Below are 14,845 nucleotides of genomic sequence, written 5' to 3'. Positions count from 1 at the left end.
TCCCCCTGATGGGCCCGCCTTCCTCCCCGTCCTGCGCGGAGAAAAACGGGCCAGCGCGCGCGATTGACAGCATGCTGCGTTCTTGACAATATGCTGTCATCGGGAGCCTGACCGGCTCCCCTGAAGGAGGAAGCGCCATGAACCGCAGGACCGTGCACGTGGCCGTCTACGACACCCTCGCCGACTGGGAGTTCGGTTACGCGACCGCCCACATCAACGACACGACGTACCACCGCGCCCCCAAGGCGCCCATCCCCGTCGCCACGGTCTCGGCGGACGGCGGTAAGCCCGTCACCACACTCGGCGGCGTGCGCATCCAGCCCGATCTCGCCCTCGACGACCTGCGGCCCGAGGACAGCGCGATGCTGATCCTGACCGGCGCCCAGCTCTGGCTCATCGGCGACGACCTCGCGCCCTTCGCCCGCAAGGCGCGGGAGTTCCTGGACGCCGGAGTGCCGGTCGCCGCGATCTGCGGAGCCACCGCGGGTCTGGCCCGCGAGGGCCTGTTCGACGACCGCGACCACACCAGCGCCGTCCCCGAGTACCTCGTCCCGCAGCCCGGCTACAAGGGGGCCGAGCGCTACCGCGACGCCGACGCGGTGAACGACCGCGGGCTGATCACCGCGGGGCCGACCGAGCCCGTGGCCTTCGCCCGGGAGATCCTCGCGGAGCTGGACGTGATGGAACCGCACATTCTCGACGCCTGGTTCCGGCTGTACGGACACTCGGACGCCGCCGCCTTCCCCGTCCTGATGAGCGCCGCGGCGTGAAGGACCAGCCCATGACCGAGCGGGACGCGGCCGAACACGACGGCGCCCGGCGGGAGATGACCGAGCAGGAGATGCTGTCCGGCGCGGCGCTCGGCGTGTTCCGGCTCAACGGCCAGTTCCTGTCGGTCGCCGAGCGCCTGGCCCGGCCGGCCGGGCTGACCGCCGCCTGGTGGCAGGTGCTCGGCGCCGTGCTGCGCGAGCCGCTCCCGGTGTCCGGCATCGCCCGCGCCATGGGCATCACCCGGCAGAGCGTGCAGCGCATCGCCGACCTCCTGGTCGGCAAGGGCCTCGCCGAGTACGTACCGAATCCGGCCCACCGCCGCGCCAAGCTGCTCCGCCCGACCGAGGAGGGCTACTCCGCCGTACAGCGCATCGGCCCGGCCCACGCGCAGCTCGCCAGGCGGCTGGCGGAGGAGCTGGGACCGGCCGGGTTCGCGGAGTCCGTACGGGTTCTGGAGCGGCTGTCCCGGGCGCTGGACGCCGTCGGAGAACCCTGAGTCCCGGCCCTCCCGGGCGGCCGGTCCCGGGCGGCCGGCTAGTCGGCCTCGGCCTGCAGTTGCTGGAGCAGACCGAGCCGGTCTATGACGGCGTGCCGTTCGCTGATGCGGTCGCCCTTGAAGCGGAACAAGGCGAAAGCCTCCATACTCACCTGCCGACCGGTGGCCGCCACGCCCATCAGGTCGCCGGAGTGGATGGCCCGCATGCGCCAGCGCACCATGACCTGGCCGTCCTCGGCCACCATGTCCAGGATCTCGAAGGTCGGGCCGGTGTACGCGGCGTGCACCTGGCGAACAGCGTCCTTGAAGCCCTGCGGTCCGCTGACGTTCTGGTGCGCGCCTTCGCTGGTGACGAAGTCCGGGGTGAACAGCTCGTCGGCCACATCGAGGTCGCCGGCTTCGAGTGCCTTGTAGAGCCGTCGTACGGCGTCCTTCCGGGACTGGGTACTCATCAGGTCTCCCCCTCTGATCCAAATTATTGAGTGATCCATCAGTAAGTTAACCTATTCCTGAGCGATTACTCAATAAGGCGGGACGAACACATGGCGGACACACGGCGGGGACGGCCCTCCACCGGAGTGCGGGAGGCGGTACTGAAGGCGACCGAAGAGGTGCTGGGCGAGGCGGGCTTGGCCCTGTCCACCAAGGAGATCGCGCGTCGAGCGGGCGTGGCGGAGTCGAGCATCTTCTACCACTTCGGCGACCGGCTGGGCTTGCTGCAGGCCGTCATCAGCCTGCACCTGCCGGTGTTCTCCGACGCCACCGTGGTGTTGGGACGCCGTACGCCCAGCGGGGACCTGACGGCCGACCTGGCGGCGGTGGTGACCGGCCTGGAACGGTTCTATCTGCGCATCATGCCGATCCTGGGCGCCCTGCAGTCCGACAGCCGGCTGCGTGAACTGCTCGCAGAACGCGACGGCGAGGTGGGTCCGCACCTGGCGCTCCAGCCGGTCGCCGACCTTCTCAGCGCCGAACGATCGGCCGGGCAGGTACGGGACACACTGGACCCGACCGCGGGCGCCCTCCTGCTGATCGGCGCCGCCCACCAGCGGGCCCTGCACCGCTACCTGCTCGGCACCGCCGCCACGCGATTCCTGCCGCCCGTCGACACGGTGGCCCGGGCGTTGCTACCGGCCTTCGAACAAGAGGCGCGTATCGCACCACCATGATCCGCCACTCGTGATCAATTGACCGACAGACGCTAGCGGGGCCGCAGTCCGTCGAGGCTGATGTCGCACAGCCCCGGACGCGCGGCTCTGACCGGCCCCGATACGAGGTATGCGCCGGGCGGGAAAACGCCGGCGGAACGTCGGCCAGGGCGCTCAGGGGCGCAGCATGGCGACGAGCCGCGCCGTGTCCTCCGCCTCCAGCACGACCCCGAAGACCTCCTCCAGCGTCTTGGGGACCTCGTCCGGTCCGAGGTGCTGCGCCTCGCCCGAGCCGTCGGGGCGCACGGTCCTCAGCACCGTCCCGTCCAGCTCGTAGCGGACGTCCGGGCGCATCCGCAGGGCGATCGCGCGGCCGACGAAGGGGGAGTCGGGGTGCGTGGAGACGTAGTGGTTGATCACCTCGTAGTCCACCGCGTAGCGCGGGTCGAGGGTGAAGCCGTGCAGATCGAACCAGCCGTCCTCGTGCAGCGTGTGCAGCACCCACTGCACCAGCCCGGGCGCGGGGTTCTGCCGCTCGAGGCGGTAGTGCCAGCCGCCGCGCGAGGCCTCGGCGCCGTCGAGGAGTTCGATCGGGCAGAGCGGGCTTCCGCCGAAGCCGACGTCGGACAGCCACAGCCGCCCCGTGTCCGCGGTCTCGGCGGTCTCGACCTGGAGCAGCGCGTGTGTCGCGGGCCGGAGCTTGCCCGTGGCCATGCTGACGCGCGAGGCGAGCCCGGTGACGCCGAAGCCGAGCCGCTCCAGCGCTGCCGCGAAGAGCTTGGTGTGCTCGTAGCAGTAGCCGCCGCGCGGCTTGCGGACCATCTTGTCCTGGAGGGTGGCGACGTCGAGCGGGATCGGCCGCCCGAGCACGATCTCCAGGTTCTCGAAGGGGATGGTCGAGACGTGCGCGAAGTGCAGGGCGCGCAGGGTCTCGACCGTCGGGGCGAGGTCCCCGTCGAAGGCGATGCGGGCGAGGTAGGCGTCCAGGTCGAGCACCTCGCCGTCCCAGCCGAAGCCGGCGTCGGAGTGTTCCATGCCTACGACGCTAGAACCTCGACTTTGATTGATGTCAAACGCAACGCGCCCCGGCACGGACGGGCACACGGCCGGGGCACTGGCGCGAACCTCGTCGGCTTTGTCGGCTTCTTCCCCTGACCCGCCCTAGAGGAACGAGTTGATCTCGATGGTCTCGTTGCGGCCGGGGCCGACGCCGATCGCCGAGATCGGGGCGCCGGACAGCTCCTCCAGCGCCTTGACGTAGCCCTGGGCGTTCTTCGGCAGGTCGCTGAAGGTCTTGGCCTTGGTGATGTCCTCGGACCAGCCGGGCAGCATCTCGTAGACCGGCTTCGCGTGGTGGAAGTCGGTCTGGCTGTACGGCAGCTCCTCGACCCGCTTGCCCTCGATCTCGTACGCCACGCAGACCGGGATCTGCTCCCAGCCCGTGAGCACGTCGAGCTTGGTCAGGAAGAAGTCGGTGAGGCCGTTGACGCGGGTCGCGTAGCGGGCGATCACCGCGTCGAACCAGCCGCAGCGGCGGTCCCGGCCCGTCGTGACACCGCGCTCCCCGCCGATGCGGCGCAGTGCTTCGCCGTCCTCGTCGAACAGCTCCGTCGGGAAGGGGCCTGCGCCGACGCGGGTGGTGTAGGCCTTGAGGATCCCGATGACCCGGTTGATCTTGGTCGGGCCGACTCCGGCGCCCGTGCAGGCGCCGCCCGCCGTCGGGTTGGAGGAGGTCACGAAGGGGTACGTGCCGTGGTCGACGTCGAGCAGCGTGCCCTGGCCGCCTTCGAAGAGGACGACCTTGCCCTCGTCGAGCGCGTTGTTGAGGACGAGCGTGGTGTCGGCGACGTACGGCTTGATCTGCTCGGCGTAGCCCAGCAGTTCCTCGACGATCTTCCCCGCCTCGATGGCGCGGCGGTTGTAGAGCTTCGCGAGGATCTGGTTCTTGAAGTCGAGGGCCGCGTCGACCTTCTGGGCCAGGATCGACTCGTCGTACAGGTCCTGGACGCGGATGCCGACGCGGTTGATCTTGTCGGCGTAGGTCGGGCCGATGCCGCGACCCGTGGTGCCGATCCTGCGCTTCCCGAGGAAGCGTTCCGTCACCTTGTCGATGGTGGTGTGATACGGCGTGATCAGGTGGGCGTTCCCGCTGACCAGGAGCTTGGACGTGTCGACGCCGCGCTCGTTCAGCCCGCTCAGCTCGGAGAGCAGGACCGCGGGGTCGACGACCACGCCGTTGCCGATGACCGGGGTGCACCCCGGCGAAAGGATTCCGGAAGGGAGCAGGTGCAGGGCATACTTCTGGTCGCCCACGACCACCGTGTGGCCGGCATTGTTGCCGCCCTGGTAGCGCACCACGTAGTCCACGGAGCCGCCGAGCAGATCGGTGGCCTTTCCCTTGCCCTCATCACCCCACTGAGCACCGAGCAGCACAAGTGCGGGCACAGGCGTACACCCCTTCCGGGCGGGGCATGTCCAACGTGCCGGACGGCTCGCCGCAATGACGCGGCCGCCCGGGAGCCGTCGAAGCGGTGCCCCGGATAGACGAAGCCCCTGACGCAACAGCGACAGGGGCTCTTGCACCGAGAGATTACCTGAGGAAGGACCGAGGTGTCGGCTCCAGCACCCACCGAGCACCAGCTGCTCGTGGTCATCGACCCGACCGCCCGTCGTATCGACGGCGAGGCCGTGCGGATTGCGAAGGATGTGCTGTGCGCGGGCGCGACCGCGAAAGTCTGCCTGCCGGAGGATCCGGAGGAGATGGCGCGGGCGCTGTCCCGCCGGGGCAGCCGTCGCCCTGTGGTGGTGGGCGATGACGCGGCGCTGCTGCGGATCGTCGCGCTGCTGCACCGGGAGCGGGCGCTGAGCGCTTCGGCGCTGGCGCTGGTCCCGGTGGGCGAGTCGGCCACGGAGGTGGCGCTCGCACGGGCCCTGGGGGTGCCGACCGGGCCGGTGGAGGCGGCCCGTGCGGTGCTGGACGGGGTGGACCGGCAGCTGGACCTGCTGGTGGACGACAGCGACGGGATCGTGCTCGGGGGGCTGCGCATTCCGGCGGTTCCGGCCGCGCGGGGCGGGGGCGGAGGGGGGACCGGCGGGCGCGGGCGGTGGTGGGAGCCGGGGCTGCGGACCTGCCGCACGCTGGTGCGGTCCCTGACGGCGACGGGTCCGGGCTCTTCGCCGTCCGTGGCCGGCGCACTGCCGAGCCAGAGCCGGGGCCAGGAGCAGGGGCCGGGCCAGGGGCCGGGCAGGGGTGAGCGCGGAGGGCACCGGCTGCGCGTCGAGGCGGACGGGGTGCTGCTGGCCGACCTCGACCAGCCGGTCGAGGCGGTGTCGGTGACGACCGCTGGGACGCACTCGGACGACGACGGGCTCGCCCGGGTCGTCGTACAGCCCAGCGCGGAGGGCGGAGGTGGCGCTCCCCGTACGGCGCGGGCCCGCGCGGTCACGGTGTCGGGGCCGGACTTCCGCTACCGCGCGGACACCCGGGTCGGCGGCCCGGTCCGCACGCGCACCTGGACCCTCCAACCGGCCGCCTGGCGCCTGACGCTCCCCCGCGACTGACCTCCCCGCCGGAAAGCGGCGCCACCGACGGGCCCGCCCGCCAACCTGCCCGCCCTGAGGAGGGCGAGTGGGTGGGAAGACCGGCGCGAAGCGCCGCGGAGCCGGGCCGGGGTGGCGCCACCCGGCCGCAGTTGTCGCGAACGGCGCGCGGCCCGGCCGCGGGCATCGCGTACGGCGCGCGGGTCGGCCGCGGGATCACGAACCGCGCGGCGCCGTACGGCTACTGCGCGGGTGGCGCGACCAGCCGCAGGCATCGCATACGGCGCGCGGCCCGGCCGCGGGGCCGCGAACCGCGCGGCGCCGTACGGCTACTGCGGCGTGGAGCGGCCGCCGTGGCGAGCCCGGGGTGTGGGCGCTGGGTGCGGTGGCGGCACTCTCTTCGGCGCCTTTCCGAAGGCGGCGGTGGCGGCCTGGGCGGCGGTCGGGACCTGCCTGGCGGTCGGGTGGATCGGCCCGCGCTGAATCTGCCGCGGCCCGTCATGAACATCTCGCCCTTCGGGCACCTGCCGAAGCTGCCGGGCGGCGAGTTCACGGCGGCGCCCTACGGGTGGCTGCTGGTGCTCACCACGCTGCTGACGGCCGCGGGCGTGACCCCGACGAGCCGGCTCTTCGGGGTCAGACCTCGACGACCACCTCCTCCAGCCCCCGGATCACATACCCCGGCTTCCACCGCGGCTCCGCCGCGAGCCGCAGGCCGGGGGCCCGTCGGAGCAGCGCCCCGAAGGAGGCCGCGAGCTCGATCCGGGCGAGCGGCGCGCCCAGGCAGTAATGGATGCCGCCGCCGAAGGTGATGTGCGGGTTGTCCGCGCGGGTGAGGTCCAGGCGGTCGGGGTCCGTGAAGCGGGCTGGGTCGCGGTTCGCGGAGCCGAAGAGCAGCGCCACCTCCGAGCCGCGCGGGATCGTCGTGCCGGAGGCGCGCGAACCGGACCCAGCTGCACCGACCTCGATGTCGTCCAGCACCCAGCGCTCGAACATCTGCAGCGGGGTGTCGTACCGCATCAGCTCCTCGATGGCGCGGGGGAGCAGCGCCGCCGGGGCGGCGCGGAGCCAGGACAGTTGCTCGGGGTGGCGGAAGAGCGTCAGCCAGCTGTTGGCCGTGGTGTTGACCGTCGCCTCGTGGCCGGCGTTCAGCAGCAGCACACAGGTGGAGATCATCTCCTGCTCGCTGAGCCGCTCTCCCGCGTCGTACGCCGCGATCAGCGCGCTGACCAGGTCCTCGCCCGGCGACGTGCGGCGTTCGGCGATCAACTCACGGAGGTAGGCGGAGAATTCGACGGAGGCCTGGACCGCCCTGCGGGCCGTCTCCTCGCCCGGATTCATCTCGAACATCGCGACGATGTCCGCCGACCAGGGCCGCAGCAGCCGCCGGTCCTCGCGCGGCACCCCGAGCATCTCGGCGATCACCGCGACCGGCAGCGGCTCCGCCAGCCGCGCGATCAGGTCCCCGCCGCCCGCCTCGCACAGGTCCTCGACCAGCTCCCCCGCCAGCCGCTCCACCGTCGGCGTCAGCCGCTGCACCGTGCGCGCCGTGAAGGCCTTCGAGATCAGGCGGCGGATACGGGTGTGGTCGGGCGGCTCGAGCTCCAGCAGGCCGTATGCGTTGAGGACATGGAACGGCTCGTGCTCGGGCGGCGGCGGGGTGCGCCCGAACTCCTCGTGCGTGAAGCGGTGCAGATACGTGCGGCCGAGGCGGCGGTCGCGCAGCAGCGCGCTGACGTCGGCGTGGTGCGGGATCAGCCACTGGCCGGTGCGCTCGAACCAGTGCGCGCGCCCGGCCGCCCGGAGCTGCGCGTACGCGGGGTAGGGGTCCGCGACGAAAGCGGGGGACCACGGATCGAACCACGAAACCGCTGGATTCATGCGGAGACGCTACCGCCGAGGGCTCCGGGCGGACTCCCCGCGAACCCCCGCGAGCCCCCCGCGACCCCCCGGCCCCATGCGGCCCGGCGCCCTCCGTCATCCGCCCGGGGTCACGAGCCCGATCTCGTACGCGAACACCGCCGCCTGAGTGCGGTCCCGCAGGCCCAGCTTCACGAGGACGCGGCTCACATGGGTCTTCACGGTCGCCTCGCTCACGACGAGACGGGCGGCGATCTCGCCGTTCGACAGGCCCTGCGCGATCAGGGCCAGCACCTCCGTCTCGCGCTCGGTCAGCGCCTCGATCCGGTCCATGCGCGGGGCGCGGGGTGCGCCGAGCCGGGTGAACTCGGACAGCAGCCGCTTGGTGACCGTCGGCGCGAGCAGCGCCTCGCCCGCCGCCACGATGCGCACGGCGTCGGCGAGCTGGCGGGCGGAGGCGTCCTTGAGGAGGAAGCCCGACGCACCGGCGCGCAGGGCCTCGTAGACGTACTCGTCGAGGTCGAAGGTGGTGAGGATGAGGACTCGGGCGCCTTCGCCTTCCTCCCGGTCGGCGGCGATCTTGCGTGTGGCCTCGAGGCCGTTCATGCCGGGCATCCGGATGTCCATCAGGACGACGTCCGGGCGCAGTTCCGCGACCTGGGCGACCGCCTCGCGGCCGTCCAGGGCCTCGCCGACCACCTCGATGTCCGGCTGGGCGCCCAGCAGTACGGAGAAACCCTCGCGGACCATCAGCTGGTCGTCCGCGATCAGCACGCGGATCGTCATGCGGACTCCTCGTGGGCGGCAGGTCGATCGGTCGGGCGGTCGGCGGGCTGGTCGACCGGGAGGAAGGCCGCGACCTCGTAGCCGCCCTCGGCCGTGGGCCCGGCGGACAGCTCGCCGCCGAGCATCGACGCCCGCTCGCGCATGCCCATCACGCCGTGGCCCATGCCGGGGGAGGGCTTGACGACGGCGGTGGGCGCGGTGTTCACGATCCGCACGCCGAGGCCGGTGAGGACGTAGGAGACCTCGACACGGACCTGCGAACCGGGCGCGTGGCGCAGGGCGTTGCTGAGCGCCTCCTGAATGATCCGGTAGGCCGAGAGCTCCACGCCCTGGGGCAGGGGCCGCTCGGCGCCGGTCCGCGCGATCTGGACGTCCAGGCCCACGGCCCGTACGCCGTCCACGAGTTCGTCGAGGCGGGACAGGTCGGGCTGCGGGGCGTCGGGGATGCCGTCGGGCTCCGGGGTCTCGAAGCGCAGGACACCGAGGACGCGGCGCAGTTCGGCCAGCGCCTCGACCGCGCTCGCGCGGATGGTGGAGAAGCTCTTGGCCAGCTCCTCGGGCGGGTCGGCCACCCGGTACGGGGCCGCCTCCGCCTGGATCGCGATCACCGACATGTGGTGTGCGACGACATCGTGCAGCTCACGGGCGATACGGGCGCGCTCCTCAAGGAGGGTGTGCTGGCCACGCACGTCGGCGACCAGCGTCTCCTGCTCGGCGACCTGGCCGCGCGCGAGCCACCAGCCGCGCAGGGCGACGGCGATCGCGAGCGTGAAGGCGGCGAAGACCGACAGCGCGACGACGTCGTGGCTGAAGTACGAGCTGAAGAGCGTCTGGACTCCGCCGAGAACCACCAGCGAGATCAACCACATCTCGAGCGTCACGCGGGGCCTCGACCGCAGCGCGACCAGGACCATCACGCCGAGGTGCGCGAGGGCGGCGGGGCCCGACCAGTCCCAGGAGGCGAAGCCGAAGGCCGTGGCGGCGAGCGACAGCCACCAGGCGCCCACGGGCCGGAAGAGCGCCATGAGGAGGGGAACCGCGTGGGCCAGGGCCACGATCAGGGCGATGAACTCATCGAAGATCCCGCCGGTGCTCCACATCGAGACCTCGGCCAGCACGAGCAACAGGGCGAAGGCGACAACGGCGCCGTGCGGCAGCCAGCGCGCGCCCAGCCGCTGGAGCCGGGGGCGGCGCGCGAAGCGGTCGGCGCGCAGCGGGGGCAGAGGCCGGAAGGCCCACGGTGACTGCAGCAGATCCTCGCGCAGGGCCTGCCAGGCGGCGCGGGCTATGCGGGACTCGGTCCACGTGGGTGTCGTCGTCTCGTTCACGTGAAGAACGCTACGCATGGGGCGGGCCCACGTCGTCACCGGTGCAGCCGACTTTTCGGTGTCCTTCTCAGGGATGACCTCGGAGAACGTCGGGCGAGTTCGGGCGAGCTCGGCGGGCGGGTTCGGGCGAGCTCAGCGGACGTGTTTGGGCGGCTCAGCGGGCGAGCCGCCCGATCTCCTCGGTGACGGTACGGGCTTCGGGCCGCGCCGGATCGATGAGCGGAAAGTGCCCGGCCCCGTCGAGGACCACGAGCCGCACCGGCTCACCCGCCCGCTCCGCCGCACCGGCGAAAGCACGCGCGACCTGCGGCGGGACGTCGTTGTCAGTGGCGCCCTGCACGATGGTGGTGGCGATGCCGGTGGGCAGCAGAGCGGCGGGGTCGGCGTACGGCTGCCGCGCCGCGTACTCCCCCGGCCCGCCGAGGAACTGCACGACGGCGTCGGAGCACGCACCGAGCGCCCGGGCGGACGCGAAGTCCGCGAGGGGGGCGAGGGCGACGACGCCGCGGACGGGGGGAGGCGATGTCCGATGCCAGGGGGACCCGACGGGCTGCCGATGCCGCGCGGCGGCCCACAACGCCAAGTGCCCACCGGCGGAATGCCCGACGAGCACAACGCACGCGGTATCGACGCGGCCCCAACCCGCCCGCGCCTGGTCCGGGCGGGCATGCCGGGAGACTTGGGCGGCTTCGGCGGCCTCGGTGGTGGTCAAGGCGTGGATGAACTCCGGGATTCGGTCGATGACGACTGCCACGTCGTCCAGCGTCTCGGGCCACCGGCCGGCGGACAGAGCGGTCTGGTCCGCTCGCCGAACGGCCGCGACGTTAGGGGGAGCCCCGGCGCCGCTGCTCCGCAGCGAGTCTGCAGAGGAGGCGCGGCCGCCCCCCGGCAAGGGCGCCGACTCGGCCGCCTGGTGCATCTCTTGGTGGGCGTCCGATGCCTCGTCCGCCGGGCCGCGGCGGTATTCCACCGAGGCGACGGCGAAGCCGTGCGCCGCCAGGTGGGCGGCGAAGGGCGAGATGTGCTGCCGGTCGTACGGGGCGCGCCAGGCGCCGCCGTGGAGCACGACGACGAGCGGGGCAGGTCCTTCACCGACGCGCGGCGCGTAGAAGTCGACGAGCTGGTCGGGGTGTTCGCCGTACGCCACGGTGGCGTCCGCGGGCACGGGCGGGAGCGACATCACAGCCGCCATCTCCGCGTCATCCGGACCTTGTTGGCCACCTGCGGCTGCCGCGCTGTGGTCGGCGTGGCCGGTCTGGGCGGCGTGGCCGCCCTTTCCGGTCCGGGCGGTCCAGCCGCTCGGGGCGGTCAGCCCGGTTCGGGAGCTTCTGGCGGTTCGGGCGCTTCTGGCGGTTCGGGCGGAGCCTTCTGCTGGGCGATCTTGCCCAGAATCCGGCGGTTGCTGACCGGCAGATTCAGCAGCTGCGCCCATCGGCTCCGCTACGCCCGCGTCCGATGCGCCAGGACCGGCGGGCCGCAGGTCCGGCGCGGCCGCCCCGGCGGCCCCGGCGCCGGGACCGGCTTCGGCGCGGCCGTCCGCGCCCACCCACCCTTTGCGGGGCGGGTGGGCGGGGAGACCCGGTGCGTCCGGTACCGGCAAGGGTCACGCACCCCCGTCCTCGGCGAGGACGTCCGCCAGCACCCGTGCCGCCCGCTCCGCGTCCGCGAAGGTCGTATAGAGCGGGGTGAAGCCGAAGCGCAGGACGTCCGGGTGGCGGAAGTCGCCCACGACGCCGCGGGCGATCAGCTCGCGCATCACCTCGCCCGCCCCCGCACAGCGCAGAGCGACCTGGCTGCCGCGCTCCGCGTGCGCCGCCGGCGTAATGGACTCGACCCGGCCGAGCGGCACGTACCGCCCCACGCACCTCAGGAAGAAGTCCGTCAGCGCCAGGCTCTTGTCCCGCACCGCCTCGATCGGGACGCCGTCCCAGACCTCGAGCGCCGCCTCGAGAGCGAGCATCGACAGGATGTCGGGCGTGCCGACGCGGCCGCGGACGGCGCCGTCCGCCGGGGTGTAGGAGGGCGCCATGCCGAAGGGGTCGGCGTGCGAGTTCCAGCCGGGGAGCGGGGAGTCGAAGCGCGGCTGCAGGCCTCTGCGCACGTAGAGATACGCCGGTGCGCCAGGCCCTCCGTTGAGGTACTTGTACGTGCAGCCGACCGCGAAGTCGGCCTCGTGCGCGTCGAGTCCGACCGGCAGCGCGCCCGCGCTGTGGCACAGGTCCCACACCACCAGCGCCCCGGCCTCGTGCACGGCCGCCGTCGTGCCGGGCAGGTCGTGGAGCCGCCCGGTGCGGTAGTCGACGTGGTTGACGAGCGCGACGGCGGTGCGCGGCCCGACCGCGTCCGGCACGTCGCCGGGCTCGACGGCCCGGATGCGGCAGCCGGTGAGCCGGGCGGCGGACTCGGCGATGTAGCCGTCGGTGGGAAAGGTCGAGGCGTCGACCAGCACCTCGTCGCGCTTCTCGGCGCGCCCCGCGACGCGCCCATCTGCGGGCCCCTCTGCGCGCCCCTCCACGCGCCCCTCCGCGCGTCCGTCACCCGCCATCCGGACGGCCGCGACAACGGCCTTGAAGACGTTGACGCTCGTCGAGTCCCCGACGACCACCTGCCCGGCCGCGGCCCCGATGAGCGGGGCGATCCGGTCGCCGATCCGCTCGGGTGCGGTCCACCAGCCGCTCTCCTCCCAGGAGCGGATGCGCAGGCGGCCCCACTCGCGCTCGATGACGTCGGCCATCCGCGCCGGCACGGCGCGGGGCAGTGCGCCCAGCGAGTTGCCGTCCAGATACGTGACGCCGTCGTCGAGCGCGAAGCGATCGCGCACCGTGGCGAGTTCGTCCGCGGCGTCGCGCCGCGCGGCCTCGGCCGCAAGGGACTCCGCGCGAGGCCCGGAGCGGGGCTCAGAGCAGGCCTCGGAGCGAGCCTCGAAGCGGGGTCCGGAAGAGGTCTCGGCGTGGGGCTCGGAGTGGGAATCAGACATGGCTGCGCGCCGTCCACAGCTCGGGAAAGACGTACTTCTGCGCCCGCTTCTCCAGCCAGGCCACCCCCGCCGAGCCGCCGGTCCCGGCCTTGGCGCCCATGGCCCGCCGCGTCGCGACGAGGTGGTCGTTGCGCCAGCGCCACACCAGCTCGGCGACCTCGGTCAGCGCCTCGCCGAGCTGGACCAGCTCGGCGTCCTGCGGCCCGGAGTAGATCTCCTGCCAGGCGCGCTCGACGGCCGGGTCGGGCTCGTGGCGGTGGCCCGGGTCGCGTTCCAGGACTGCGTCCGGGATGCCGTACCCGCGGCGGTCGAGCAGCCACAGCACCTCGTCGTAGAGGCTCGGCTCGGTGAGCGCCTTCTCCAGCTCGGCGTGGACGCGCGGTGCGCCCCGGTGCGGGACGAGCATCGACGCGGACTTCTCGCCGAGCAGAAACTCCATCCGGCGGTACATCGCGGACTGGAAGCCGGAGCCCTCGCCGAGGGCGCTGCGGTAGGAGTTGAACTGCGCGGGGGTGAGGTGAGCGAGGGGCTTCCAGGAGGCGTTGAGCGACTCCAGCTCGTAAGTGGAGCGCCGGAGTGCGGCCATCGCGACCGGCATGTCGTCCTGGCGCAGCGCCTCGGCCGCGGTCCGCCACTCGTGGACGATCACGGTGAACCACAGCTCCATGACCTGGGTGGTGACCAGGAAGACCATCTCGCCGGGGTCGTCGGAGAGCGGGTGCTGGAGGTGGGTGAGGACGTCCGCCTGGACGTAGTCCTCGTAGGGGGTCGTGCCCGCGAAGTCCAGATTCGGGGTGTCCGGACTGGCCGCGGGCCCGGTCTCCGGTCCGGCTTCGGCACCGGTTGCGGGGCCGGTTTCAGGGTCGGCTCCGGGGCCGGCTTCCGTACCCGTTACGGGACTCGCTTCCGGGCCGGTTTTGCGCGCGTCGGGCTGTTGCGACATCGCTGTCTCCTCGTACGAGCTACCGGGTAGCGGTCCGCTCCTTCCTCTCGGCATCGGAGCCCCGGTCCCCTCGTCGATCCGGATTCGCCGCATCGACGAGGGCATCATCCGTGGCACCCGCGCGGTACGGCAAGGGCCCGCCTGGGCGATTACCGCAGGCGGGCCCTTGGGCCGGCCGCCCGGGTACCACCGCGGGTACCCGCGCGCCCGGCCGCGTGATCAGGAGAGAGTGTCGGCGGCCGTCGGGGACGAGTCGCGCAGGAAGGTGGTGCAGCGCTCGTACTCCTCCTGCTCACCGATGACCTGTGCGGCGCGCGCGAGGGCGTGCAGCGCCCGCAGGAAGCCGCGGTTCGGCTCGTGCTCCCACGGGACCGGGCCGTGTCCCTTCCAGCCGCTGCGGCGCAGCGCGTCCAGCCCGCGGTGGTAGCCGGTACGGGCGTACGCGTACGACTCGACGACCCGACCGGCCTCGAACGCGTCGTCGGCGAGCTGCGCCCAGGCCAGAGAGGAGGCCGGGTACTTCGCCGCCACGTCGGCCGGCGCCGCGCCCGAGGCGAGCAGGTCGCGCGGCTCGGGGTCGTCGGGGAGGTGGGTCGGGGGCGGGCCCCCGAGGAGGTTTTCGTGAATGGCCATGCCCCCAAGTTTGCCGGACCGACCGACCCGGATGCCGCTCCCGCGTGCCCAGCCGCGACGGCGTGCGCTCGAGCGGACGCCACCCTGCCGACCACCAACCGCGCAGGCCCTCCGCACAGGCCCGGCGATGACGCCCGGCCTCCGACGGCGGCCGGTCGAGCAGATACCGCCCTGCCGCGCCCACCGCGCCGTCCTCTCCACTCGGCTACGCGGATCGAGGCCACCACCCGGCGGCTTCGCTCGGCCAGGTGCCCGGGGCCCCTGCTGCGGCCACGGGCCCCGGGCGCCCCGCGCCCGACAATCCCCACCCGCCCGCCCCTTTCAAGAGCGGGCAGTCGGATCAGCGCGCCGCGAACGCGAAAC

General features: G+C 72.9%; 14 protein-coding genes. 4 read left to right on the top strand and 10 right to left on the bottom strand.

Annotation, left to right across the window (positions count from 1 at the left end):
- The first annotated feature begins 137 nt into the window (after positions 1 to 137).
- Positions 138 to 770, top strand: coding sequence for a DJ-1/PfpI family protein (locus tag ACTWP8_RS34700; protein WP_443326066.1), 633 nt, complete (start codon positions 138 to 140; stop codon positions 768 to 770).
- Positions 771 to 781: 11 nt separating this feature from the next.
- On the top strand, positions 782 to 1,267 hold the full coding sequence (locus ACTWP8_RS34695; RefSeq protein WP_443326065.1) for a MarR family winged helix-turn-helix transcriptional regulator: 486 nt from the start codon (positions 782 to 784) through the stop codon (positions 1,265 to 1,267).
- A 38-nt stretch (positions 1,268 to 1,305) separates the two neighbouring features.
- Here the strand turns inward: ACTWP8_RS34695 and ACTWP8_RS34690 are convergent, their stop codons facing one another.
- Positions 1,306 to 1,719 (bottom strand): ester cyclase, encoded by a 414-nt coding sequence (locus tag ACTWP8_RS34690; protein ID WP_443326064.1) that lies wholly within the window; start codon positions 1,717 to 1,719, stop codon positions 1,306 to 1,308.
- 90 nt (positions 1,720 to 1,809) lie between these two features.
- Between ACTWP8_RS34690 and ACTWP8_RS34685 the strand changes: the two genes are divergently transcribed.
- Positions 1,810 to 2,436 (top strand): TetR/AcrR family transcriptional regulator, encoded by a 627-nt coding sequence (locus tag ACTWP8_RS34685; RefSeq protein WP_443326063.1) that lies wholly within the window; start codon positions 1,810 to 1,812, stop codon positions 2,434 to 2,436.
- A gap of 153 nt (positions 2,437 to 2,589) precedes the next feature.
- Here the strand turns inward: ACTWP8_RS34685 and ACTWP8_RS34680 are convergent, their stop codons facing one another.
- On the bottom strand, positions 2,590 to 3,450 hold the full coding sequence (locus ACTWP8_RS34680) for an arylamine N-acetyltransferase family protein (protein ID WP_443326062.1): 861 nt from the start codon (positions 3,448 to 3,450) through the stop codon (positions 2,590 to 2,592).
- A gap of 126 nt (positions 3,451 to 3,576) precedes the next feature.
- The gene (locus ACTWP8_RS34675; RefSeq protein WP_443326061.1) at positions 3,577 to 4,860 is read right to left on the bottom strand and encodes an adenylosuccinate synthase; all 1,284 of its coding nucleotides are present in this window, start codon (positions 4,858 to 4,860) and stop codon (positions 3,577 to 3,579) included.
- 165 nt (positions 4,861 to 5,025) lie between these two features.
- On the opposite strand from ACTWP8_RS34675, the gene ACTWP8_RS34670 reads away from it, so the two are divergent.
- Complete coding sequence (locus ACTWP8_RS34670) at positions 5,026 to 5,976, top strand: diacylglycerol kinase (RefSeq protein WP_443326060.1); 951 nt, start codon at positions 5,026 to 5,028, stop codon at positions 5,974 to 5,976.
- A gap of 615 nt (positions 5,977 to 6,591) precedes the next feature.
- Here the strand turns inward: ACTWP8_RS34670 and ACTWP8_RS34665 are convergent.
- The 7 genes from ACTWP8_RS34665 to ACTWP8_RS34635 form a co-directional block, all read right to left on the bottom strand.
- Positions 6,592 to 7,836 (bottom strand): cytochrome P450, encoded by a 1,245-nt coding sequence (locus ACTWP8_RS34665; RefSeq protein ID WP_443326059.1) that lies wholly within the window; start codon positions 7,834 to 7,836, stop codon positions 6,592 to 6,594.
- 96 nt (positions 7,837 to 7,932) lie between these two features.
- The gene (locus ACTWP8_RS34660; RefSeq protein WP_443318261.1) at positions 7,933 to 8,601 is read right to left on the bottom strand and encodes a response regulator; all 669 of its coding nucleotides are present in this window, start codon (positions 8,599 to 8,601) and stop codon (positions 7,933 to 7,935) included.
- Entirely contained in the window at positions 8,598 to 9,929 is a 1,332-nt protein-coding gene (locus tag ACTWP8_RS34655) for a sensor histidine kinase (protein ID WP_443326058.1), read from the bottom strand. The genes ACTWP8_RS34660 and ACTWP8_RS34655 overlap by 4 nt, the downstream gene beginning before the upstream one ends.
- Positions 9,930 to 10,083: 154 nt before the next feature.
- Positions 10,084 to 11,121, bottom strand: a complete 1,038-nt coding sequence (locus ACTWP8_RS34650; protein WP_443326057.1) for an alpha/beta hydrolase — start codon at positions 11,119 to 11,121, stop codon at positions 10,084 to 10,086.
- A 411-nt stretch (positions 11,122 to 11,532) separates the two neighbouring features.
- The gene (kynU, locus tag ACTWP8_RS34645; RefSeq protein WP_443326056.1) at positions 11,533 to 12,906 is read right to left on the bottom strand and encodes a kynureninase; all 1,374 of its coding nucleotides are present in this window, start codon (positions 12,904 to 12,906) and stop codon (positions 11,533 to 11,535) included.
- Entirely contained in the window at positions 12,899 to 13,849 is a 951-nt protein-coding gene (locus ACTWP8_RS34640) for a tryptophan 2,3-dioxygenase family protein (RefSeq protein WP_443326055.1), read from the bottom strand. Before ACTWP8_RS34640 ends, kynU begins: the two co-directional genes overlap by 8 nt.
- A gap of 219 nt (positions 13,850 to 14,068) precedes the next feature.
- On the bottom strand, positions 14,069 to 14,482 hold the full coding sequence (locus ACTWP8_RS34635; protein WP_443326054.1) for a DUF3151 domain-containing protein: 414 nt from the start codon (positions 14,480 to 14,482) through the stop codon (positions 14,069 to 14,071).
- Positions 14,483 to 14,845 lie beyond the last annotated feature (363 nt).

This window comes from Streptomyces sp. 7N604, from assembly GCF_052245475.1.
Taxonomy (GTDB): Bacteria; Actinomycetota; Actinomycetes; order Streptomycetales; family Streptomycetaceae; genus Streptomyces.
The sequence above is the reverse complement of the archived record's forward strand: the minus strand, read 5'-3'. Positions and strand labels throughout refer to the sequence as shown.